The 20,508-nt window shown below is 51.1% G+C and carries 21 protein-coding genes; 6 read left to right on the forward strand and 15 right to left on the reverse strand.

Going from position 1 to position 20,508, the window contains the following annotated elements; all coding sequences use genetic code 11:
• The first annotated feature begins 78 nt into the window (after positions 1–78).
• From mliC to pdxY, 4 genes are all read left to right on the forward strand, one after another.
• Positions 79–402: a C-type lysozyme inhibitor gene (gene mliC, locus A7589_RS07190; protein WP_000734947.1), complete on the forward strand. Its 324-nt coding sequence runs from the start codon at positions 79–81 to the stop codon at positions 400–402.
• Positions 403–460: 58 nt separating this feature from the next.
• On the forward strand, positions 461–1,117 hold the full coding sequence (pdxH, locus tag A7589_RS07195) for a pyridoxamine 5'-phosphate oxidase (RefSeq protein ID WP_001282324.1): 657 nt from the start codon (positions 461–463) through the stop codon (positions 1,115–1,117).
• A 128-nt stretch (positions 1,118–1,245) separates the two neighbouring features.
• Entirely contained in the window at positions 1,246–2,520 is a 1,275-nt protein-coding gene (tyrS, locus tag A7589_RS07200) for a tyrosine--tRNA ligase (protein ID WP_001516333.1), read from the forward strand.
• A gap of 60 nt (positions 2,521–2,580) precedes the next feature.
• The gene (pdxY, locus tag A7589_RS07205) at positions 2,581–3,441 is read left to right on the forward strand and encodes a pyridoxal kinase PdxY (RefSeq protein WP_000789748.1); all 861 of its coding nucleotides are present in this window, start codon (positions 2,581–2,583) and stop codon (positions 3,439–3,441) included.
• Between the two features lie 38 nt (positions 3,442–3,479).
• Here the strand turns inward: pdxY and gstA are convergent, their stop codons facing one another.
• The 12 genes from gstA to blr all read right to left on the reverse strand — a co-directional run bounded on the left by gstA (position 3,480) and on the right by blr (position 14,006).
• On the reverse strand, positions 3,480–4,085 hold the full coding sequence (gene gstA, locus A7589_RS07210) for a glutathione transferase GstA (protein WP_000765737.1): 606 nt from the start codon (positions 4,083–4,085) through the stop codon (positions 3,480–3,482).
• 104 nt (positions 4,086–4,189) lie between these two features.
• Entirely contained in the window at positions 4,190–5,692 is a 1,503-nt protein-coding gene (dtpA, locus tag A7589_RS07215; protein WP_108188785.1) for a dipeptide/tripeptide permease DtpA, read from the reverse strand.
• Between the two features lie 609 nt (positions 5,693–6,301).
• Complete coding sequence (gene nth / locus A7589_RS07225; protein ID WP_001030335.1) at positions 6,302–6,937, reverse strand: endonuclease III; 636 nt, start codon at positions 6,935–6,937, stop codon at positions 6,302–6,304.
• Entirely contained in the window at positions 6,937–7,632 is a 696-nt protein-coding gene (rsxE, locus tag A7589_RS07230; protein WP_001289635.1) for an electron transport complex subunit RsxE, read from the reverse strand. The genes nth and rsxE overlap by 1 nt, the downstream gene beginning before the upstream one ends.
• A gap of 3 nt (positions 7,633–7,635) precedes the next feature.
• On the reverse strand, positions 7,636–8,256 hold the full coding sequence (gene rsxG / locus A7589_RS07235) for an electron transport complex subunit RsxG (protein ID WP_000920784.1): 621 nt from the start codon (positions 8,254–8,256) through the stop codon (positions 7,636–7,638).
• Positions 8,257–8,259: 3 nt separating this feature from the next.
• Positions 8,260–9,318, reverse strand: a complete 1,059-nt coding sequence (gene rsxD, locus A7589_RS07240) for an electron transport complex subunit RsxD (RefSeq protein WP_000231898.1) — start codon at positions 9,316–9,318, stop codon at positions 8,260–8,262.
• Positions 9,319–11,637 carry an electron transport complex subunit RsxC gene (rsxC, locus tag A7589_RS07245; protein ID WP_108188786.1) on the reverse strand — a complete coding sequence of 773 codons (2,319 nt, stop codon included), beginning with the start codon at positions 11,635–11,637 and terminating at the stop codon, positions 9,319–9,321.
• Positions 11,630–12,208, reverse strand: coding sequence for an electron transport complex subunit RsxB (rsxB, locus tag A7589_RS07250; RefSeq protein ID WP_000991799.1), 579 nt, complete (start codon positions 12,206–12,208; stop codon positions 11,630–11,632). The genes rsxC and rsxB overlap by 8 nt, the downstream gene beginning before the upstream one ends.
• Complete coding sequence (gene rsxA, locus A7589_RS07255) at positions 12,208–12,789, reverse strand: electron transport complex subunit RsxA (protein ID WP_000133181.1); 582 nt, start codon at positions 12,787–12,789, stop codon at positions 12,208–12,210. Before rsxA ends, rsxB begins: the two co-directional genes overlap by 1 nt.
• Before the next feature lie 76 nt (positions 12,790–12,865).
• Positions 12,866–13,306 carry a DUF2569 domain-containing protein gene (locus A7589_RS07260; RefSeq protein ID WP_010352892.1) on the reverse strand — a complete coding sequence of 147 codons (441 nt, stop codon included), beginning with the start codon at positions 13,304–13,306 and terminating at the stop codon, positions 12,866–12,868.
• 86 nt (positions 13,307–13,392) lie between these two features.
• Positions 13,393–13,608 carry a transcription modulator YdgT gene (gene ydgT / locus A7589_RS07265; protein ID WP_000126621.1) on the reverse strand — a complete coding sequence of 72 codons (216 nt, stop codon included), beginning with the start codon at positions 13,606–13,608 and terminating at the stop codon, positions 13,393–13,395.
• Positions 13,609–13,880: 272 nt separating this feature from the next.
• Positions 13,881–14,006: a division septum protein Blr gene (gene blr / locus A7589_RS07275; protein WP_032155957.1), complete on the reverse strand. Its 126-nt coding sequence runs from the start codon at positions 14,004–14,006 to the stop codon at positions 13,881–13,883.
• Between the two features lie 241 nt (positions 14,007–14,247).
• Here blr and A7589_RS07280 point away from each other — a divergent pair, with 241 nt between their 5' ends.
• Complete coding sequence (locus A7589_RS07280; RefSeq protein WP_001282509.1) at positions 14,248–15,288, forward strand: oxidoreductase; 1,041 nt, start codon at positions 14,248–14,250, stop codon at positions 15,286–15,288.
• A gap of 67 nt (positions 15,289–15,355) precedes the next feature.
• Here A7589_RS07280 and add read toward each other — a convergent pair whose 3' ends face one another.
• The 3 genes from add to malX form a co-directional block, all read right to left on the reverse strand.
• Positions 15,356–16,357 (reverse strand): adenosine deaminase, encoded by a 1,002-nt coding sequence (gene add / locus A7589_RS07285; RefSeq protein WP_000567525.1) that lies wholly within the window; start codon positions 16,355–16,357, stop codon positions 15,356–15,358.
• A gap of 103 nt (positions 16,358–16,460) precedes the next feature.
• On the reverse strand, positions 16,461–17,633 hold the full coding sequence (gene malY / locus A7589_RS07290; RefSeq protein WP_108188787.1) for a bifunctional maltose regulon transcriptional repressor/cystathionine beta-lyase MalY: 1,173 nt from the start codon (positions 17,631–17,633) through the stop codon (positions 16,461–16,463).
• Between the two features lie 9 nt (positions 17,634–17,642).
• A complete protein-coding gene (gene malX, locus A7589_RS07295; protein ID WP_000125484.1) occupies positions 17,643–19,235 on the reverse strand; it encodes a PTS maltose transporter subunit IICB in 1,593 nt (530 codons plus the stop codon).
• Positions 19,236–19,409: 174 nt separating this feature from the next.
• On the opposite strand from malX, the gene malI reads away from it, so the two are divergent.
• Positions 19,410–20,438 carry a mal regulon transcriptional regulator MalI gene (malI, locus tag A7589_RS07300; RefSeq protein ID WP_000179524.1) on the forward strand — a complete coding sequence of 343 codons (1,029 nt, stop codon included), beginning with the start codon at positions 19,410–19,412 and terminating at the stop codon, positions 20,436–20,438.
• Positions 20,439–20,508: the final 70 nt, after the last annotated feature.

Consider the following 20,508-nt stretch of genomic DNA (forward strand, 5'->3'; position numbering starts at 1 on the left):
TACTGCGTCTGCCGTTACACTTGGAAGTTGAGGAGAGCGTTTTGCTCTCCGGACCAGGAAAGTCTTCGGGATGTGTTTATGAAAAAACTGTTACTGATCTGTTTGCCGGTGCTTCTCACTGGCTGTGGCGCGTTTAATCAACTGGTTGAACGTATGCAAACTGATACGCTGGAATACCAGTGTGATGAAAAACCGTTGACGGTAAAACTGAATAATCCGCGTCAGGAAGTCAGTTTTGTCTACGACAATCAATTAATTCACCTTAAACAGGGCATTTCAGCCTCTGGCGCACGTTATACCGATGGCATTTATGTTTTCTGGTCAAAAGGTGATGAGGCAACGGTCTATAAGCGTGACCGCATCGTCTTGAATAACTGTCAGTTACAAAATCCGCAGCGTTGAGATTTTTCCAGGGGCGGCGCACAATAGCGTCACCCACTGACAATCCGTAAAGAAAACCATGTCTGATAACGACGAATTGCAGCAAATCGCGCATCTGCGCCGTGAATACACCAAAGGCGGTTTACGCCGCCGCGATCTTCCCGCCGATCCTTTAACCCTTTTTGAACGCTGGCTCTCCCAGGCCTGTGAAGCCAAACTGGTTGACCCCACTGCGATGGTCGTCGCAACCGTTGATGAACATGGTCAGCCTTATCAGCGCATCGTGTTACTCAAACATTACGACGAAAAAGGGATGGTGTTTTACACCAATCTCGGCAGTCGCAAAGCGCATCAAATCGAAAATAACCCGCGCGTTAGCCTGCTTTTCCCGTGGCATACTCTTGAACGCCAGGTGATGGTGACCGGTAAAGCGGAGCGTCTTTCGACTCTCGAAGTGATGAAATATTTTCATAGTCGTCCGCGCGATAGCCAGATTGGCGCGTGGGTATCTAAGCAGTCCAGCCGTATTTCCGCGCGAGGGATCCTTGAGAGCAAATTCCTTGAGCTGAAGCAGAAGTTTCAGCAGGGCGACGTCCCGTTACCGAGTTTCTGGGGCGGTTTCCGCGTAAGTCTTGAGCAGGTTGAGTTCTGGCAGGGCGGTGAGCATCGTCTGCATGACCGCTTTTTGTACCAGCGTGAAAATGAGGCGTGGAAAATCGATCGTCTCGCACCCTGAAAAGATGCAAAAATCTTGCTTTAATCGCTGGCACTCCTGATTCCGGCACTTTATTCTATGTCTCTTTCGCATCTGGCGAAAAGTCGTGTACCGGCAAAGGTGCAGTCGTTATATACATGGAGATTTTGATGGCAAGCAGTAACTTGATTAAACAATTGCAAGAGCGGGGGCTGGTGGCCCAGGTGACGGACGAAGAAGCGTTAGCAGAGCGACTGGCGCAAGGCCCGATCGCGCTCTATTGCGGCTTCGATCCTACCGCTGACAGCTTGCATTTGGGGCATCTTGTTCCATTGTTATGCCTGAAACGCTTCCAGCAGGCGGGCCACAAGCCGGTTGCGCTGGTAGGCGGCGCGACAGGTCTGATTGGCGACCCAAGCTTCAAAGCTGCCGAGCGTAAGCTGAACACCGAAGAAACTGTTCAGGAGTGGGTGGACAAAATCCGCAAGCAGGTTGCCCCGTTCCTCGATTTCGACTGTGGAGAAAATTCTGCTATCGCCGCGAACAACTATGACTGGTTCGGCAATATGAATGTGCTAACCTTCCTGCGCGATATCGGTAAGCACTTCTCCGTTAACCAGATGATCAACAAAGAAGCGGTTAAGCAGCGTCTCAACCGTGAAGATCAGGGTATTTCGTTCACCGAGTTTTCTTACAACCTGTTGCAGGGCTATGACTTTGCCTGTCTGAATAAACAGTATGGTGTTACGTTGCAGATTGGCGGTTCTGACCAGTGGGGTAACATCACCTCTGGTATCGATCTGACCCGTCGCCTGCATCAGAATCAGGTGTTTGGCCTGACCGTTCCGCTGATCACCAAGGCTGACGGCACCAAATTTGGTAAAACTGAAGGCGGCGCAGTATGGCTGGATCCGAAGAAGACCAGTCCGTACAAGTTCTACCAGTTCTGGATCAATACCGCTGATGCCGACGTTTACCGCTTCCTGAAGTTCTTCACCTTCATGAGCATTGAAGAGATCAATGCCCTCGAAGAAGAAGATAAAAACAGCGGTAAAGCACCGCGCGCCCAGTATGTGCTGGCGGAGCAGGTGACGCGTCTGGTTCACGGTGAAGAAGGTTTGCAAGCCGCGAAACGTATTACCGAATGTCTGTTCAGCGGTTCCTTGAGTGCGCTTAGCGAAGCGGACTTTGAACAGCTGGCGCAGGACGGCGTACCGATGGTTGAGATGGAAAAAGGCGCTGATCTGATGCAGGCGCTGGTCGATTCTGAACTGCAACCATCCCGTGGTCAGGCGCGTAAAACTATCGCATCCAATGCCATCACCATTAACGGTGAAAAACAGTCCGATCCTGAATACTTCTTTAAAGAAGAAGATCGCCTGTTTGGTCGTTATACCTTACTGCGTCGCGGCAAAAAGAATTACTGTCTGATTTGCTGGAAATAATGCACTAAGTGGAAAGGGGGAGTGAGAAATCACTCCCCTGATTTTTATACAGGGAACACAATGAAAAATATTCTCGCTATCCAGTCTCACGTTGTTTATGGTCATGCGGGTAACAGTGCGGCAGAGTTTCCGATGCGCCGCCTGGGCGCGAATGTCTGGCCGCTGAATACCGTTCAATTTTCTAATCACACTCAATACGGCAAATGGACTGGCTGTGTGATGCCGCCCAGCCATTTAACCGAAATTGTTCAGGGCATTGCCGCCATTGATAAATTACACACCTGTGATGCCGTACTCAGTGGTTATCTGGGATCGGCGGAGCAGGGCGAACATATCCTCGGTATTGTCCGTCAGGTAAAAGCGGCGAATCCACAAGCGAAATATTTTTGCGATCCAGTAATGGGGCACCCGGAAAAAGGTTGTATCGTTGCGCCGGGCGTGGCGGAGTTTCATGTCTGTCACGGTATGCCAGCCAGCGATATCATCGCGCCGAATCTGGTCGAGCTGGAAATTCTTTGTGAACATCCAGTACATAACGTCGAAGAGGCCGTTAAAGCTGCGCGTGAGCTTATTACGCAAGGGCCACAAATCGTGTTGGTTAAACACCTGGCGCGTGCGGGCTACAGCACAGATCGTTTTGAAATGCTGCTGGTTACTGCCGATGAAGCCTGGCATATCAGCCGTCCGCTGGTCGATTTCGGTACGCGCCAACCGGTAGGCGTTGGTGATGTGACGAGCGGTTTACTGCTGGTGAAATTGTTGCAGGGGGCAACGCTGCAAGAGGCACTGGAACACGTGACGGCTGCAGTATACGAAATTATGGTGACCACCAAAGCAATGCAGGAATATGAGCTGCAGGTGGTTGCCGCGCAAGATCGTATAGCCAAACCGGAACACTATTTCAGCGCAACGAAGCTCTGAAATACCTCGGCCCACAGCTTCCTGTGGGCCGATGACGATTACTGCAATCCTTCCGCCGTTAACGCAGCTTTCACCGCAGGTCTTTCAGCCATACGTTGCATAAAGGCTGCAATGTGCTCTAAACCCTCCAGATTCAGTTTCACCGCATATGCCCAGCGCAGAACCGTAAACAGATAGGCATCAGCGATGGTGAAACGTTGCCCGCAGATCCAGTGCTCATTTTCCAGGGCGTCGTTAACATAACGCAACTTTTTCTCCAGTTGTACACGGGCAGCCTGTTTATACTCTTCCGGGGTATCCGGGCGGAACAGTGGTGTGAACCCTTTATGCAATTCAGTGGCGATATAGTTCAGCCATTCGATGGTTTTATAGCGAGAAATACTGTTTACCGATGCCAGCAACTGGCGGTCGGGAACACTGTCGGCAAGATACTGCATAATTGCTACGCCTTCCGTCAGCAAAGTACCATCGTCCAGCAGCAACGCAGGAACCTGTCCCTTAGGGTTAATGGCAAAGTAATCATCACCGTTCTCGAGACGTTTTTTCATCAAATCCACACTGACGAGCGTAAAGTCCTTTCCACTCTCACGCAGGGTGATATGGGAAGCAAGAGAGCAGGCGCCCGGTTTGTAGAACAGTTTCATCGGTAACTCCTTTTGGCTGTGGTTTAAAGTATGGTAGTGCGTTGCTGAACAAAAAAAAACCGCTAACGAAAAGTTAGCGGCTTGTAAAAGAGTTTCCCTGAAATTTACGCTACGGCAGCTTTCGCCGCTTTGTCTGCAGCATCGTCCTGGGTCATGCGATGCAGTTTCGGCGCGGTCAGCAGCATCAGCACAGCAATAACGGCAGTGGTGACCCCAATCTGCAAGAACACGCGACCATACACTTCCAGCGACATCAGCGGATCGGTTACGTTATCCGGAACAGCCATCATACCCGCAACATAACCACCAATCAGGTTTGCACCGGCAGTGGTCAGGAACCAGCTACCCATAATGAACCCCATCAGACGCTGCGGAACGAGCTGTGCAACCATCGCCAGACCCAGACCAGAGATCATCAGTTCACCGATACTCTGCAGGCCGTAGCTAGCTACCAGCCAGCTTACAGAAACGATACCTGCGTCAGACGCGAATTTCGCACCCAGCGGCAGGATCAGGAACGCACCAGAGCACATCACCATACCGATTGCAAACTTGGTCGGCATCGGCAGGGTATCGCCCATCTTGTTATAGATAGCGGCCAGAATCGGGCTACCAATGATGATCCAGAACGGGTTCAGCGCCTGATACTGCTCTGGCTCAACGGCCAGACCCAGAATAGTGTGTTCAACGTTACGAATCGCAAAGAAGTTCAGAGACGTCGGCATCTGGCTGTACAGCACGAAGAAGATGATTGCTTCAAGCATCAGGATGAAGGCAACGATCATTTTACGACGCGCAGCACCTTTCATGGCAAACGCTTCTTTACCGAAGATAACCACGATACCCAGAGCAACAACGCCCAGCGCCATACGTGCAACTTCCTGGTTGTGCAGCAGCCAGGTTGCAACTGCGATCAGGGCCACAACACCAATAATGGTCAGCAGCAGGTTACGGTAGTTGACTGGTTCAAAGTCAGGTTTTGAGCCGTACTGCTTAACCCAGCGTTGGCAGAAGGCGAAGTTAACGATAGTGATTAACAGACCTACTACGCTAAGGGCGAACGCGACGCTCCAGCCATATTTGGCAGCCAGCCATGGGGTTGCAATCATAGAGAAGAAAGAACCGATGTTGACGGACATGTAGTACATGGTAAATGCACCGTCCAGACGCGGGTCGTTTTTCTCATAGCAAGTAGAGAGCAGCGAAGACGGGTTGGCTTTAAACAGGCCGTTACCTACGGCAATGGCCGCCATACCCATATAGACGATACCGGCGTCGTGACCAGACCATGCAACCAGCGCATAACCAATGGCCAGTACAATAGCACCAAGCATAATAACGCGTTTAGTACCCAGTACCTTGTCACCTAACCAGCCGCCGATAGCGACCAGACCATAAACCAGGGCGCTAAAGGAAGAGAAAAGGGTGATTGAATCCGCTTCAGACATACCCAGTTGTTTAACCAGGTAGACAGCCATAATTCCTTGTAGGCCGTAATAACCAAAACGTTCCCATAACTCAATCGAGAAGATGAGATAGAACGCCTTCGGTTGTTTGAAAGCGTTCAAACTAACGCTTTCTGTTGGTTTTTGGTTTGCAGTGGACACTTTTACCTCTTTTTTTACATCCCATATTAACGGGGGTGCTTTCTCGCGTGATGTCTAAAAAACATACGCGCAATTGTTATAGTGGGAGGGGAAACGGCAGGTAATGTTCACTATCTTGCACTTTCAGACAAGTCTTTTGTAATAATCTGTTACATATAACTGGCGTGGGGAATTCATCGGCTCCGCGAAATGTTATCCAGCGTTAAATTTTTCAAAAAACGTAACGGCAGATTTTTTCACTACTGAGATAGGGTAATAATTCCAGTTTGGCGATATGTTCTGCTATAAGGTGTTTTGTGTAGTGGGATAGTCCATTATCTGAAAAATAGCCAGTGTAATGTTTTGTAGGTTTCAGGACGGATTGAATCAATGCTTTGTCAAATTTAACTTTTAAAATGCATTGTTTTTACATTTCAGCATCAGTGTGATCTTGATCACGAATGGATAGAAAATTTCGCTATTAAAAAAACAATTAACCTGCATTTTTGGTTATTCACAAACGGATTGCCTGATGATGCCGCAGCGAGGCGGCATCATTAACGTTAGAAGGATGTTTTTGAAGAAGATAAGGAAAGGTAATGGATGGGTAGACGACGCTACCCATTTGTGTCAGATGTCAACTTTCTCTTTGTATTCACAAAGATCTTCAATAATGCAGGAGCCACAGCGGGGCTTGCGGGCGATGCAGGTATAACGTCCGTGAAGAATTAACCAGTGGTGGCAATCGACTTTAAATTCTGCTGGCACCACTTTCAGCAATTTTTCCTCGACCTGCTCGACATTTTTTCCTGGCGCAAATTGGGTACGGTTGCAGACTCGGAAAATGTGGGTATCTACAGCGATGGTCGGCCAGCCGAAAGCGGTATTCAACACCACATTAGCTGTTTTACGTCCTACGCCTGGCAAAGCTTCAAGCGCCGCGCGATCTTCCGGAACTTCGCCTTTATGCTGTTCCAGTAAGATACGGCAGGTCTTTATGATATTTTCCGCTTTGCTGTTATAAAGCCCAATAGTTTTGATATAGGTTTTCACCCCTTCGACGCCCAGTTCGAGCATTGCTGCAGGTGTATTAGCCACCGGGTAGAGCTTCGCCGTCGCCTTATTAACGCTGACATCGGTGGCCTGAGCGGAAAGCAGTACGGCGATCAGCAATTCAAAAGGCGAACTGAAATTAAGCTCGGTTGTGGGGTGAGGATTGTTCTCACGCAGGCGTGTGAGGATCTCCAGGCGTTTTGCTTTGTTCATCAGACATTCCCTGTTTCACCGTTCGGCAAGTCGCGTTCGGCGACGGCTTCAGCGCGGCGCTTTTTCATTTTTTCATCAATCAGATATTTCACTGCCAGCATCAGTCCCAGACCAATAAATGCGCCTGGTGGTAACATTGCCAGCAGGAAAGGGGAATCAGTGTGGAAGATCTCCACCCGCAATACTTTTGCCCAGTTACCCAACAGCGCATCAGCACCGTCAAACAACGTTCCATTGCCGATGATTTCGCGCAGTGAACCCAGCACGAACATTGCGCAGGTTGCGCCCATGCCTATCGAAAAACCATCAAGAGCCGAAAGCGCCGGACCTTTTTTGGCGGCGAAGGCTTCAGCGCGACCCACAACGATACAGTTAGTGACAATCAGCGGAATAAAAATCCCTAACGATTGATACAGGCCGAAGGCGTAGGCGTTGATCAGCATCTGTACGGCGCTGACAACCGAGGCGATGATCATCACGTAGATCGGGATACGGATCTCAGCTGGCGTCCAGTGACGCAGCATCGAGATAGTCAGGTTGGTAAGCGTCAGCACCAGCGTCGTCGCAAGCCCTAAACCCAGTGCGTTGGTGGCAGTGGACGTGACCGCCAGCAGCGGGCAGAGGCCAAGCAACTGAACCAGTGCGGAGTTGTTCTTCCATAACCCCTGAACAATAACGTCTTTAATTTCGCTCACGGTTTATTCTCCACAGGCAGGAAGTTGAGAAAGTTGTGCCGGTAACGTCTGAGCGTACAATCCGGCGCGTTTTACCGCATTCACCACCGCGCGAGGCGTAATCGTCGCGCCAGTAAACTGGTCGAAATCACCACCATCTTTCTTCACCGCCCAGTGTGCGTCGTCAGCACCGCTGATTTTTTTACCTGCAAAATGGGTGATCCAGTCTGAAAGGCGCAGTTCGATTTTATCGCCAAGCCCTGGCGTTTCGTGATGTTCTGTCACGCGCGTGCCAAGTACCGTGCCGTTAAAATCGGCTCCCACCAGTAGCTGAATCGCACCGGAATAGCCATCCGGCGCGGTCGCCTCCAGAACGGCGGCTACCGGCTTGTCATCCTGTTTAGCGATGTAAACCCGATGCTCACCTTTACCTAACTCTGGTGCCGTCACCAGGTAGCAACTCTGCGCCAGCGCATTGTTATAGCGTTCGGCTGGCAGCACCTGATCAAATAACGCCTTTTGTTGCAGGCTGGCCTGTTCAGCAATCGTCGTTTTGGTCATCTGGTTGATGGCCGCCGTTAAACCTGTTGAACCCGCAGCAAACAGCGCCAGTGTAATACCGTGTTTTCGGATAGTTTTCAGCATGGTTTATCCTTTGCGATGGCCGTAGACGCGCGGACGCGTGTAGTAATCGATCAGAGGAACCGTGATGTTCGCCAGCAAGACAGCAAAAGCCACGCCGTCAGGATAGCCGCCGAAACTGCGGATCAACCAGACTAATAAGCCCGCCAGCGCACCGAAAATCAGACGACCACGATTGGTCGTAGAAGCGGTCACCGGATCGGTCAGAATAAAGAATGCGCCGAGCATGGTCGCGCCAGAAAGCAGATGAATTTGCGGTGATGCCAGTGTTTCTGGTGAAAACAACCAGCCCAACGTTGCGCATAACGCCAGCGTTACTAAGAAGCTGACCGGAATATGCCAGCGAATCGCTTTTTGCCATAGCAACCACACGCCGCCAACCAGCCAGGCGAGGTTTACCCATTGCCAGCCAGCACCCGCCAGAATACCGCTGTAGATCGGATACTGCATAATCTGCTCAACCGAATGACCGGCGCGGACAGAAGTTTTGAACGTATCCAGTGGCGTTGCCTGGCTAATGCCATCAATACCTAAGCGTAGCGTGTTCATATCACCGCCGCTGGCAGTATGACCGCTGAAGATAACCTGTATGGCGTCGATGAAGCCAGGAATGTTGACCGCAATTTCATGCGGTGGCAGCCAGCTGGTCATCTGCACCGGGAAGGAGATCAGTAAGACCACATAGCCAATCATCGCCGGGTTAAACGGGTTTTGCCCCAGACCGCCGTATAACTGTTTAGCGATGATCACCGCAAACACCGTACCCAGCACGACCATCCACCACGGTGCGAGGGGCGGAATACTTACGGCGAGTAACAGCCCTGTTAAAAGCGCCGAATTATCTTTCAAGGTTGTGGAAACAGGCTGTTTGCGCAGTTTCAGCACAAGAGCTTCGGCTAACAGTGCACTGACCGACGCCAGGAGGATCTGAACGAGAGTACCCCAGCCAAAAAACCAAAGTTGCGCAGCGATTCCGGGCACGGCTGCGATCAGTACCAGCAACATAATGCGCGATGTCTGGCGCTGGTTATGGGTATAAGGGGAGCTAGCTATTCTGAATACCATTTAGTCCTCGTTTACAACCTTTTGCTGGGCGGCTTTTTTGGCCTGAACGCGGGCTATAGCCGCAGCAACTGCCGCTTTGCGCGGGTCAACCTGTTCTTCTGGTTCTGCGTTTGCCTGCTGCTGTTCCAGTTTGCGTGCTTTGGCGCGGGCGATAGCAGCTTCAACAGCGGCTTTGCGCGGGTCAACCTGTTCTTCTGGTTCTGCGTTTGCCTGCTGCTGTTCCAGTTTGCGTGCTTTGGCGCGGGCGATAGCAGCTTCAACAGCGGCTTTGCGTGGGTCAACCTGTTCTTCTGGTTCTGCGTTTGCCTGCTGCTGTTCCAGTTTGCGTGCTTTGGCGCGGGCGATAGCTGCTTCAACGGCGGCCTTGCGCGGATCGACCTGTTCTTCTGGTTCTGCGTTTGCCTGCTGCTGTTCCAGTTTGCGTGCTTTGGCGCGGGCGATAGCAGCTTCGACGGCGGCTTTGCGCGGGTCAACCTGTTCTTCTGGTTCTGCGTTAGCCTGCTGCTGCTCCAGCTTGCGTGCTTTGGCGCGGGCGATAGCGGCTTCGACGGCGGCCTTGCGCGGGTCAACCTGTTCCTGCGGCGACTCGTTAGCAGGTTGTTGTTCCAGCTTGCGTGCTTTCGCTCGAGCAATTGCGGCCTCTACTGCCGCTTTACGTGGATCAGCAACGCTTGCGGTGTCGTTAGTTTGCTGCAATTCTGCCTGTTTTGCTCTGGCTTGTGCTTTACGGGCTTCCCGTGCCGCAATAATCGCGCTGTTATCCGGGCGTTCGCCCGCTTTAATCACAATCGGTTGCGTGGCCTGAGCTTGTTTTTCTTTCACACGTGCCAGTGCGGCAGCAATCGCATCTTTGTCTTTGGCTGCCGGTTGAACTGCTGCGCTCTTATGTCGTTCAAGACGCGCAGCTTTTTCGCGTTCCAGACGTGCCTGACGAGCTTCAAAACGCGCTTTAGCTTCTGCGGCGCGTTTCTCTTCCTGACGAATGGCGGCAATCTCGGCTTTTTCCTGACGGAAATATTGCACCAGGGGAATATTACTCGGGCAAACCCACGCGCAGGCACCGCATTCAATGCAGTCGGCAATGTTATGCGTGGTGGCTTTGTCGTGCTGTTGACCTTTGCTGAACCAGTACAACTGCTGCGGCAAAAGATCCGCAGGGCAGGCATCGGCACAGGCGCTACAGCGGATGCAGCTTTGTTCTTCCTGTGGTTCGCCCAGTTCACTGGCGGACGGAGCTAATAGGCAGTTGGTGATTTTGACTACCGGTACATCCAGCCACGGTAAGGTAAAGCCCATCAGCGGGCCGCCCATAATCACCATTTGATCGGCAGAAGGGCAGAATCCGGCATCGTTCAATAAATGACGCACCGGCGTACCCAGACGCGCCCAGACGTTGCCCGGACGTGCAATCGCTTCGCCGGTCAGCGTCACCACGCGCTCGGTAATCGGTTCACCATCGATTACTGCGCGTTTTACTGCGTAAGCCGTACCAACGTTTTGCATTAACACGCCGATATCCGACGAGCGACCGCCGTGCGGCACTTGTTTCCCAGTCAGGATGTACGTTAACTGTTTGGCACCGCCGGAAGGATATTTGGTTGGAATCACCCGCAGAGAAATATCGTGAGAATCCGCCAGCACCGCGCGAAGCATGGAGATCGCCTGAGGTTTGTTATCTTCAATACCGATAAGGATTTCGCGCGGCTGTAGGATATGCGCAAGAATGCGAATGCCTTCTACGACCTGAGCAGCGCAATCCTGCATCAGACGGTCATCAGCGGTAATATACGGTTCGCACTCGGCTGCGTTAATAATCAAGGTTTCGATTTTATCGCCGCCGCCCTGCAATTTAACGCCTGTCGGGAAGCCCGCACCACCCAGCCCGGCGACGCCAAACTGATGAATGCGTTCAATTAATTCTTCCCGGCTGCGTGAGCGGTAATCAGCCCAGCCGTCACGTGGGAACCAGCAATCTTCACCATCGGCATCAATAATCACGCTTAATTCAGCTAAGGCTGAAGGATGAGCCGTCGAGTGGGGTGCAATAGCCGTAACCGTGCCAGACGTTGGCGCGTGAACCGGCAGCATTTTGCCGCGACCACGGGTAAGCGGCTGACCGCGCAATACTTTATCGCCGACGTTAACACACAGCTCACCTTCGGCACCAATATGCTGTTTCAGTGGCATGACAAAACGCTGCGCCAATGGAACCTGGCGCAGGGGAGTACCGTTGGACTGAGTTTTCATCTCCGGTGGATGGATGCCGCCGTTGAAATCCCAGATTTTATTTTTTTTGAATGCAGAGAATAACTTAAGCATGGTGTTCCACGGGAATAATGCGCACGGGAATGGTGTTCAGATCCCATTTCCAGGAGTCAGGCGTTTCTGCGACCGGTTGCAACGAGATGCAGTGCGTCGGGCACGGGTCAACGCATAAATTGCAGCCCGTACAGAGATCACTCATTACCGTATGCATGGCACGGGTAGCGCCAACGATGGCGTCTACCGGACACGCCTGAATGCACTTGGTGCAGCCAATACAGTTATTTTCATCAATAACCGCCACCATCCGCGCAGGCGTCAACTCTTGCGCATCGCCATCCAGCGGCTGCGGCTCGACATTAAGCAGTTCGGCAATTTTTAGCATTACAGCTTCGCCGCCAGGGGCGCAGCGGTTGATTTTTTCACCGTTACAGCTGATGGCTTCCGCATACGGGCGACAGCCAGGATAACCGCACTGCCCACACTGGCTCTGCGGTAAGATTTCGTCAATTTTCTCAACGACCGGATCGTCTTCCACCGCAAAACGGCGGGAGGCATAACCCAGAATGGCGCCAAACGCCAGACCCAGCAGGCTCACGGCGGCAACGGCAATCCAGATAGCATTCATTACAACTTCACCAAACCACTAAAGCCCATAAAGGCCAGAGACATAAGACCTGCGGTAATGAGAGCAATGGCATTACCGCGAAAAGGTGCCGGGACATCAGCCACAGCAAGGCGTTCGCGAATGGCGGCGAAAAGCACCATTACCAGCGAGAAGCCGACAGCAGCAGAAAAACCGTACAGTGCCGACTGCAAGAAATTGTGTCCGAGATTGATATTCAGCAATGCCACGCCGAGCACCGCACAGTTGGTGGTGATAAGCGGGAGAAAAATCCCCAGCAGTCGGTAAAGCACCGGGCTGGTTTTACGTACCACCATCTCGGTGAACTGCACGACCACGGCAATCACCAGAATAAAGGCCAGGGTGCGCAGGTAAATCAGATCGAGTGGGATCAAAATCCACGTGTCGATAAGCCAGGCGCAAATAGACGCCAGCGTCATCACAAATGTTGTTGCCAGCCCCATGCCCATTGCGGTTTCCAGCTTTTTGGAAACGCCCATAAACGGGCAAAGCCCCAGAAACTTGACCAGTACAAAGTTATTGACCAGTACAGTTCCGACAAACAGTAACAGGTAGTCAGTCATTTTTCGGCCTGAAATAAAAAAGCCGCCTATTATCCGTTAATCCAGAGCAGGCGACAACAGGTTAACTGTAAGGTTATTACGGATTCACAAACGTCGCTTTCACCCGCGACGAGCGTTTGAAATAGGGGACGATCAATGCGGTTGCCAGCAAAGTAAACAGCAACTGGCGAACGGCGACACCATCTTCAACTGGCGAAAACGCGAAGGCTTTAACCGCCAGTAATACGGAAATCAGTAACCAGATAATATAGTGTTTAGGAACACAACGCCGACGTTTAAAGAATGCGATAGTTAACCACAAGGTGTAATACCACATGGCAATGGCGGTAATAAACGAAACGCCCCATAAGATTTGCGTCGTTAGTGTTTGTTCCCCGAGCGTTTTAAATGTTTGAGGAGAGGATAACGCTGCACAGTACAGCAACAACGCCAGCGTCGTACTCAATAGGGCGACTAACAGCCAGGCTAACGGGCCAAGCAACCAGCCTCCAATACGTTGTGGCGTTGTGGTGGTCATACGTTCTCCAGAATAGCGACAGCAAACAGGCAAATCTAATTTTAGGGGCGTTATTATAAGGCTTTTATAACCGATCGCTACTTTCTTTATTGAACATAGTGCCAGACGGACTTTGGAACCTGGCCAAGGTCAAACAATCGACCGCCAGAGACCAGTTCAGCACGGCGGTGATCGGCTGCGCGATACATATTGATAATATCCTGATCGTCCGTCAGGGTGTAATTAAGGTGGTCGTAGAGTTTTTCCAGACTTTCGAGAGAATTGATTTTACGAAACTTTAATAAGTATTCCTGAGCAGTCATAAAAGATCCATAAAATAACTAATACCAAAGTGGTAGGCATTATATGTTATGATAAAATTTCACCAGCGGTGAACGCTTTTGCAATAACAATAATAAGAATGTGCTGATGGCAAATATTCAGGGATGAAATACTGCTAATAAAAGAGTAACGCGCTTTACTATTCCTGACAATCGTCAACTCCATCGAGCAAGATAATAAATTCCTGGTTTAAATACCTGTCAAGTTAAAACATGCACCCGGATGGCTGCATGTTGCCTTGCAAACGCAGAGATTACTTGTGTTGCACCTGGGTACTCTGTTCTGGCGGCTGGTAGTTGTCAATGTGACTCGCCACGCCAAGAAGAATGACTGAAACAACAAGAACGATCCAACCTGTTAATTCAATAAGACGATTCATTACTGCCCACATCTATGTTGATTGATCCATTAACTAAGGCCGTAAATGTTACTTAGCAATAATTGCTCCAGCAAGATTTTTACCGATGTTTTTGCGATATTTATCTTTTTCCTTCGGAAAATTAGCTATTTTTTTGACTTAAGTTAAATAACATCCCTTATTGCAAGCAGGTTATTAAACTGTTGAGAGAGGGTAAAGGATAGTGTCAAATAGCAATCATACTTCAATGAGAGGCAATGACATGAGCGACAACATCCGTGTTGGGTTGATTGGGTACGGTTATGCGAGTAAAACCTTCCATGCGCCCCTGATTGCGGGCACGCCCGGGCTGGAGCTGGCAGTTATCTCCAGCAGTGACGAAACAAAAGTAAAGGCCGACTGGCCAACGGTTACGGTTGTCTCTGAACCGAAGCATCTCTTTAATGATCCCAATATTGATCTGATTGTCATTCCTACGCCCAACGATACTCATTTTCCGTTAGCGAAAGCGGCGCTGGAAGCGGGTAAACACGTAGTCGTTGATAAGCCCTTTACCGTGACACTGTCACAAGCGCGGGAGCTGGATGCGCTGGCAAAAAGCCTTGGACGCGTGTTGTCCGTGTTTCATAACCGTCGCTGGGACAGCGATTTTCTGACGCTGAAAGGATTACTTGCGGAAGGTGTGCTGGGTGAGGTTGCTTACTTTGAGTCACATTTTGATCGTTTCCGTCCGCAGGTACGCGATCGCTGGCGTGAACAGGGCGGTCCTGGCAGCGGTATCTGGTACGATCTGGCACCGCATCTGCTCGATCAGGCCATTACGTTGTTTGGCTTACCTGTCAGCATGACCGTGGATTTAGCACAGTTACGCCCAGGAGCGCAGTCGACCGATTATTTCCACGCCATTTTGTCCTATCCACAGCGGCGGGTTATTTTACACGGCACTATGCTGGCGGCGGCAGAGTCGGCGCGTTATATCGTTCATGGCTCTCGCGGCAGCTATATTAAATATGGCCTCGATCCACAGGAAGAACGCTTGAAAAATGGCGAGCGTCTGCCACAAGAGGATTGGGGCTACGATATGCGTGACGGCGTACTTACCCGCGTTGAAGGTGAAGAACGTGTCGAAGAAACACTGCTCACGGTGCCGGGAAATTATCCGGCTTACTATGCTGCTATTCGTGATGCGTTGAATGGCGATGGAGAAAATCCGGTTCCGGCAAGTCAGGCAATCCAGGTGATGGAGCTGATTGAGCTGGGCATTGAATCCGCCAAACATCGCGCGACGCTGTGTCTGGCGTAAATAATGTAGACATTCTTGATGAGTTTAATGCCTGATACGACGCTTACGTGTCTTATCAGGCATGTTCTTATTTCGCTGCTACTTTTTCTTTCAGTGCGCGTTTTTCCTCTGCGCTGAGGAAAGCCATTTCCAGACCATTAATCTGCGCCTGGCGGATTTGCTCGCGGGATAACCCAGCAGCTGGCGCGGCAACGGTATATTCGTGAATGATATCCACACCCTGTACGCCTGGATCGTCAGTGTTAATGCTGGCACAAATACCATGCTCAAGGAACGTTTTCAGCGGATGTGCCGCCAGAGACGCTACGGTGCTGGTCTGAACATTTGAGGTCAGACAAGATTCAATACCAATTTGCTGTTCAGCGAGGAAATCCATCAGCGCCCGATCTTCAATGGCTTTTACGCCATGTCCAATACGCTGCGCCCCCAGTTCACGAATAGCCTGCCAGATGCTTTCTGGCCCGGCGGCTTCGCCTGCATGGACAGTAATATGCCAGCCTGCATCACGCGCGCGATTGAAGTGAGAAAGGAACAGACTCCCCGGGAAACCAAGCTCATCACCGGCTAAATCCAGTGCGGTAATCTGATCGCGGTGAGCCAAAAATGCTTCCAGCTCTTGCTGACAGGCGGCTTCGCCAAAGGTTCGGCTCATAATACCGATAAGTTTCGCCTGCACGCCAAAGGTGCGGCAGCCTTCACGTACGCCATCAATGACTGCTTCGACGACGCCAGCGACAGGCAGCTGATGCGCCATCGCCATGTAACCCGGCGAAAAACGCAGTTCAACATAGTGCAGGCCATTACGGGCGGCATCTTCTATATTTTCAAACGCCACGCGACGGCAGGCGTCGAGCGTGGCAAGAACTTTAACGCCCCAGTCAAGTTTGGTCAGAAAGCTAACCAGATCGGGTTCGTTGGCGATGACCTGAACGTGAGGGATCAACGTTTCCAGGGACTGTGCAGGAAGCGAGATATTATACTGGCGGCCAAGTTCAAGAATGGTCTGGGGACGAATGTTGCCATCAAGGTGGCGATGGATATCGGTTAATGGCAGGGTTGTATCAATCATGGTCGCACTCTTTTTCTGTATATAAAAGTGCGCACCATTATAAAAACAAAACCGGGTGAAAATCTACGATTGCGCAACGATTATTTACGTTGCGCAATCGTAATCAACGTACAGTTCGGATGGCGTTAATCAAACCGGCAACACCTTTTTCCAGTTTTGAACGCGGGCATCCTGCATTGAGACGAACAAAGCCACGACCCTCTTCACCGTAGGTATATCCCGGCATGATCGCTACTTTTTCTTGCTTAATCAGGGCTTTTTGCAATGCGTTGTCGTCTATATTTAACGGACGTAGATCAATCCAGGCAAGATAAGTGGATTGTGGGATCTGCCAGTTGAGTTCCGGGAACGCTGCATTCATCGTATTTGCGATATATGTCAGATTGTCTTTCAGATAGACACGTAAGGCATCCAGCCACGGCGCGCCTTGTTGATAGGCGGCAATATGGGTGGTAAGCGCCAGTACGGCTGGTGAGGACAATCCATCACGACCTTTCAGTGCCGATAAATACGCCTCGCGACTATCGCTATTTTCAATGATGCCGTAGGCTCCGGTCAGAGCGGGTATGTTGAAGCTTTTTGAGCCTGAGGTCAGCAGCGCCCAGTTTCCGCGCGCCACGTTACTCCAGGGAATATGCGGTTGCTCGCCCCATACCATATCCATATGGATTTCATCGGAGATAACGCGCACATCATGCCGCTCGCACAGGTCTGCCATTATCTCCAGTTCGTCACAACTCCAGACCTTACCGGTGGGGTTCTGCGGGCTACACAGGAGCATAATTTTACACTCCGGTTTTGCCAACACCGCTTCCAGTTTGGTCATATCGCAAAACCAGCCGTCTGCCCGTTTCTCTAAAGCAACGGGCATCACGGTGCGCTGATTACCTTCGATGGCTTTGTAAAATGCGTCGTAAGCTGGGGTATGGATCACTACACCTTCACCGACAGCAGACCACTGGCGAATCAATTCCGACACCATATAGATAACAGAAGGACCATAAACCACCGACTGCGTATCAATGGCGGTGTTATGCTGGGTGGAGAACCAGTGGGCAATAGCCGCGAGAAACTCATCGTTTTTCCAGCGGCTGTAGCCAAATACACCGTGCATCAGGCGTTGATTAAGCGCCCCGATAATGCAGGGGGCGGTGGCAAAATCCATGTCTGAAATCGTGAACGGTAACAGGTCAGCAGTGCCGAAACGGTCAGCGACATAGTCCCACTGTGTACACCATGTTCCATGACGATCCACGACCTTTGAAAAATCGAACATATTTTATCCTTATGCCTGAACAGTACGCATCAGACCAGCCATTTCGTCTTTTACAGACTGAACTTGCGGCCCGATAACAACCTGCAGGTTATGTTGATTAAGTTGTACTACGCCAATTGCCCGATTGTCCTTTAGCGCCTGCACATTAACAAGCGACATATCTTTCACTGACAAACGCAGGCGGGTAATGCAGTTATCCAGGCTGACAATATTGTCGGCACCGCCTAAGGCTTCGAGAATTGCCGGAACGTTGTAACCTGATTTACCCGGCGCACCAGCAACGGCTTTTTCGATTGAGCTGGCAACTTCACTGTCGCGCCCCGGGGTTTTCAGATTGAAGCGGGTGATAGCGAAACGGAAGATGACGTAGTAAACGACAAACCAGATTGCCGCCACCACTGGCACCATGTACCACTTAGTCGACAGGCCATGCAAAATACCGAACACCACAAAGTCGATGATATTGCCGTCGGTATTACCGATGGTGACGCCGAGAACAGACATGACGGTGAAGCCGAGGCCGGTTAACAGCGCGTGGATGACGTACAGAACTGGCGCTACGAACAGGAACAGGAACTCCAGCGGTTCGGTAGTGCCGCCAATAACACAGGCGATCAGGCCAGAAATCAGCAGACCTTTAATTTTATGACGGTTTTCCGGGCGAGCACAGTGATACATGGCTAATGCAGCACCTGGCAGACCGCCGAGGAATGCAGGCATTTTACCCTGGGAGAGGAAACGCGTGGCGCTTTCAGAGAAACCGTGAGTGGTCGGGCAGCTTAATTGCGCCTGGAAGATGGTGAGTGCGCCGCTTACGGTTTGTCCACAGACTTCCTGCGTGCCGCCCGCGTCGGTAAAGCGAATTAATGCCACCAGAATGTGATGCAGACCAAACGGCAACAGCAGACGTTCACCCGTACCAAACAGCATAGGTCCGAAATCACCCGCGCTGTTGATCATATGACCTAAGCCGCTAATACCCATGGCAAAAATCGGCCAGACTAACGGAATCACCAGACCGACAAGACCCATCACCAGCGAGGAGATAATTGGCACGAAGCGCGTACCGCCGAAGAATGCCAGCGCATCCGGCAGACGGATATTATGGAAACGCTCATGCAGCATCCAGACGATAATACCGGCGATTACCGCACCGAGGATCCCGGTGTCGATCGACTGGATCCCAAGAATGCTCTGGATGTTATTGGCTTTCAGAACGGCTGCATCGGTGGTTGGCAGAATGCCTTTATTGGTCAACCAGAAATTAACCGCCAGGTTCATTACCGCATAACCCACGAAACCAGCGAACGCTGCTACGCCTTTGTTCTCGCGCGCCAGCCCTAGCGGGATCGCAATACAGAACATCACCGGCAGAAAGCTAAAAGCGAACGAGCCAATTTTACTCATCCAGGTAAAGATAGCCTGCAACACGGGGTTACCCAATGCCGGGATGAGGGTGATGACATCATGGCTACTAAGGGAACTACCAATCCCTAACATAATGCCGCAGAACGACAGTAATGCGACGGGTAACATAAAGGTTTTGCCTAACTGCTGGAAAAATTCCCACAGCGTGACTTTCGGTGCTGCTTTCGCCGTCATAAAACGACTCCTTGTTAAGAACAGTCTGGATTCAATAAATTGCGCGAGAAGATAAAACGTTTTATCAAACTTTAGTGAGGCATAAATCACATTACGCGACGATAATAGCGGGTATAAGATAAATTAAAGGTAAAACGTTTTATCTGTCACAAAATCAGGGAGTAGGTCATCTGTATGGCTACCGCCAAAAAAATCACCATTCATGATGTTGCGCTGGCTGCGGGAGTGTCGGTCAGTACCGTTTCGCTGGTACTTAGCGGAAAAGGACGGATATCTACCGCTACGGGGGAACGGGTTAACGCAGCTATTGAAGAGCTGGGATTTGTGCGCAATCGCCAGGCGTCGGCACTGCGCGGCGGGCAAAGCGGCGTCATTGGTTTGATCGTGCGTGATTTATCTACGTCATTTTACGCTGAATTAACGGCCGGATTGACGGAAGCTCTGGAGGCGCAGGGGCGGATGGTTTTTTTGCTTCACGGCGGTAAAGACGGCGAGCAGTTGGCACAGCGGTTCTCACTGTTGCTCAACCAGGGCGTCGATGGTGTAGTGATTGCCGGTGCGGCGGGAAGCAGCGATGGCCTGCGGCGGATGGCAGAAGAAAAAGGTATCCCGGTGATTTTCGCTTCCCGTGCCAGTTATCTTGATGATGTCGATACGGTTCGCCCGGACAACATGCAGGCTGCACAGTTGTTGACGGAGCATCTCATTCGCAATGGACATCAGCGTATCGCCTGGCTGGGAGGGCAAAGTTCTTCATTAACCCGCGCGGAGCGGGTGGGGGGATACTGTGCGACATTATTAAAATTTGGCCTGCCGTTTCACAGCGATTGGGTACTGGAGTGCGCTTCCAGCCAGAAGCAAGCTGCGGAAGCTATCACGGCACTTTTGCGCCGTAACCCGACTATCAGTGCCGTGGTTTGCTATAACGAAACTATTGCGATGGGGGCATGGTTTGGTTTGCTGAAAGCAGGGCGGCAAAGCGGGGAGAGCGGAGTCGATCGTTACTTTGAGCAACAGGTTTCGCTGGCGGCATTTACCGATGCGACGCAAACCACACTTGATGACATACCCGTTACCTGGGCAAGTACACCCGCGCGGGAACTTGGTACAACACTTGCAGATCGCATGATGCAAAAAATCACTCATGAAGAGACGCATTCACGTAATCTAATTATCCCCGCCCGGCTCATTGCGGCGAAATAATCCTCTCTTTATCTGCTATACCTGGTAGTGTCCTTTCCTCAAGGTTAATGATAAAAAATGTGGCACACAG

Source organism: Escherichia sp. MOD1-EC6475 (assembly GCF_003046645.1).
GTDB lineage: Bacteria > Pseudomonadota > Gammaproteobacteria > Enterobacterales > Enterobacteriaceae > Escherichia > Escherichia ruysiae.

Excerpts from the sequence above, each read along its gene's own strand:
- mliC (WP_000734947.1), top strand. The coding sequence starts at position 79 with ATGAAAAAACTGTTACTGATCTGTTTGCCGGTGCTTCTCACTGGCTGT.
- pdxH (WP_001282324.1), top strand. The coding sequence starts at position 461 with ATGTCTGATAACGACGAATTGCAGCAAATCGCGCATCTGCGCCGTGAA.
- tyrS (WP_001516333.1), top strand. The coding sequence starts at position 1,246 with ATGGCAAGCAGTAACTTGATTAAACAATTGCAAGAGCGGGGGCTGGTG.
- pdxY (WP_000789748.1), top strand. The coding sequence starts at position 2,581 with ATGAAAAATATTCTCGCTATCCAGTCTCACGTTGTTTATGGTCATGCG.
- gstA (WP_000765737.1), bottom strand. The coding sequence starts at position 4,085 with ATGAAACTGTTCTACAAACCGGGCGCCTGCTCTCTTGCTTCCCATATC.
- nth (WP_001030335.1), bottom strand. The coding sequence starts at position 6,937 with ATGAACAAAGCAAAACGCCTGGAGATCCTCACACGCCTGCGTGAGAAC.
- rsxG (WP_000920784.1), bottom strand. The coding sequence starts at position 8,256 with ATGCTGAAAACTATCCGAAAACACGGTATTACACTGGCGCTGTTTGCT.
- rsxD (WP_000231898.1), bottom strand. The coding sequence starts at position 9,318 with ATGGTATTCAGAATAGCTAGCTCCCCTTATACCCATAACCAGCGCCAG.
- rsxC (WP_108188786.1), bottom strand. The coding sequence starts at position 11,637 with ATGCTTAAGTTATTCTCTGCATTCAAAAAAAATAAAATCTGGGATTTC.
- rsxB (WP_000991799.1), bottom strand. The coding sequence starts at position 12,208 with ATGAATGCTATCTGGATTGCCGTTGCCGCCGTGAGCCTGCTGGGTCTG.
- rsxA (WP_000133181.1), bottom strand. The coding sequence starts at position 12,789 with ATGACTGACTACCTGTTACTGTTTGTCGGAACTGTACTGGTCAATAAC.
- A7589_RS07260 (WP_010352892.1), bottom strand. The coding sequence starts at position 13,306 with ATGACCACCACAACGCCACAACGTATTGGAGGCTGGTTGCTTGGCCCG.
- ydgT (WP_000126621.1), bottom strand. The coding sequence starts at position 13,608 with ATGACTGCTCAGGAATACTTATTAAAGTTTCGTAAAATCAATTCTCTC.
- blr (WP_032155957.1), bottom strand. The coding sequence starts at position 14,006 with ATGAATCGTCTTATTGAATTAACAGGTTGGATCGTTCTTGTTGTTTCA.
- A7589_RS07280 (WP_001282509.1), top strand. The coding sequence starts at position 14,248 with ATGAGCGACAACATCCGTGTTGGGTTGATTGGGTACGGTTATGCGAGT.
- add (WP_000567525.1), bottom strand. The coding sequence starts at position 16,357 with ATGATTGATACAACCCTGCCATTAACCGATATCCATCGCCACCTTGAT.
- malY (WP_108188787.1), bottom strand. The coding sequence starts at position 17,633 with ATGTTCGATTTTTCAAAGGTCGTGGATCGTCATGGAACATGGTGTACA.
- malX (WP_000125484.1), bottom strand. The coding sequence starts at position 19,235 with ATGACGGCGAAAGCAGCACCGAAAGTCACGCTGTGGGAATTTTTCCAG.
- malI (WP_000179524.1), top strand. The coding sequence starts at position 19,410 with ATGGCTACCGCCAAAAAAATCACCATTCATGATGTTGCGCTGGCTGCG.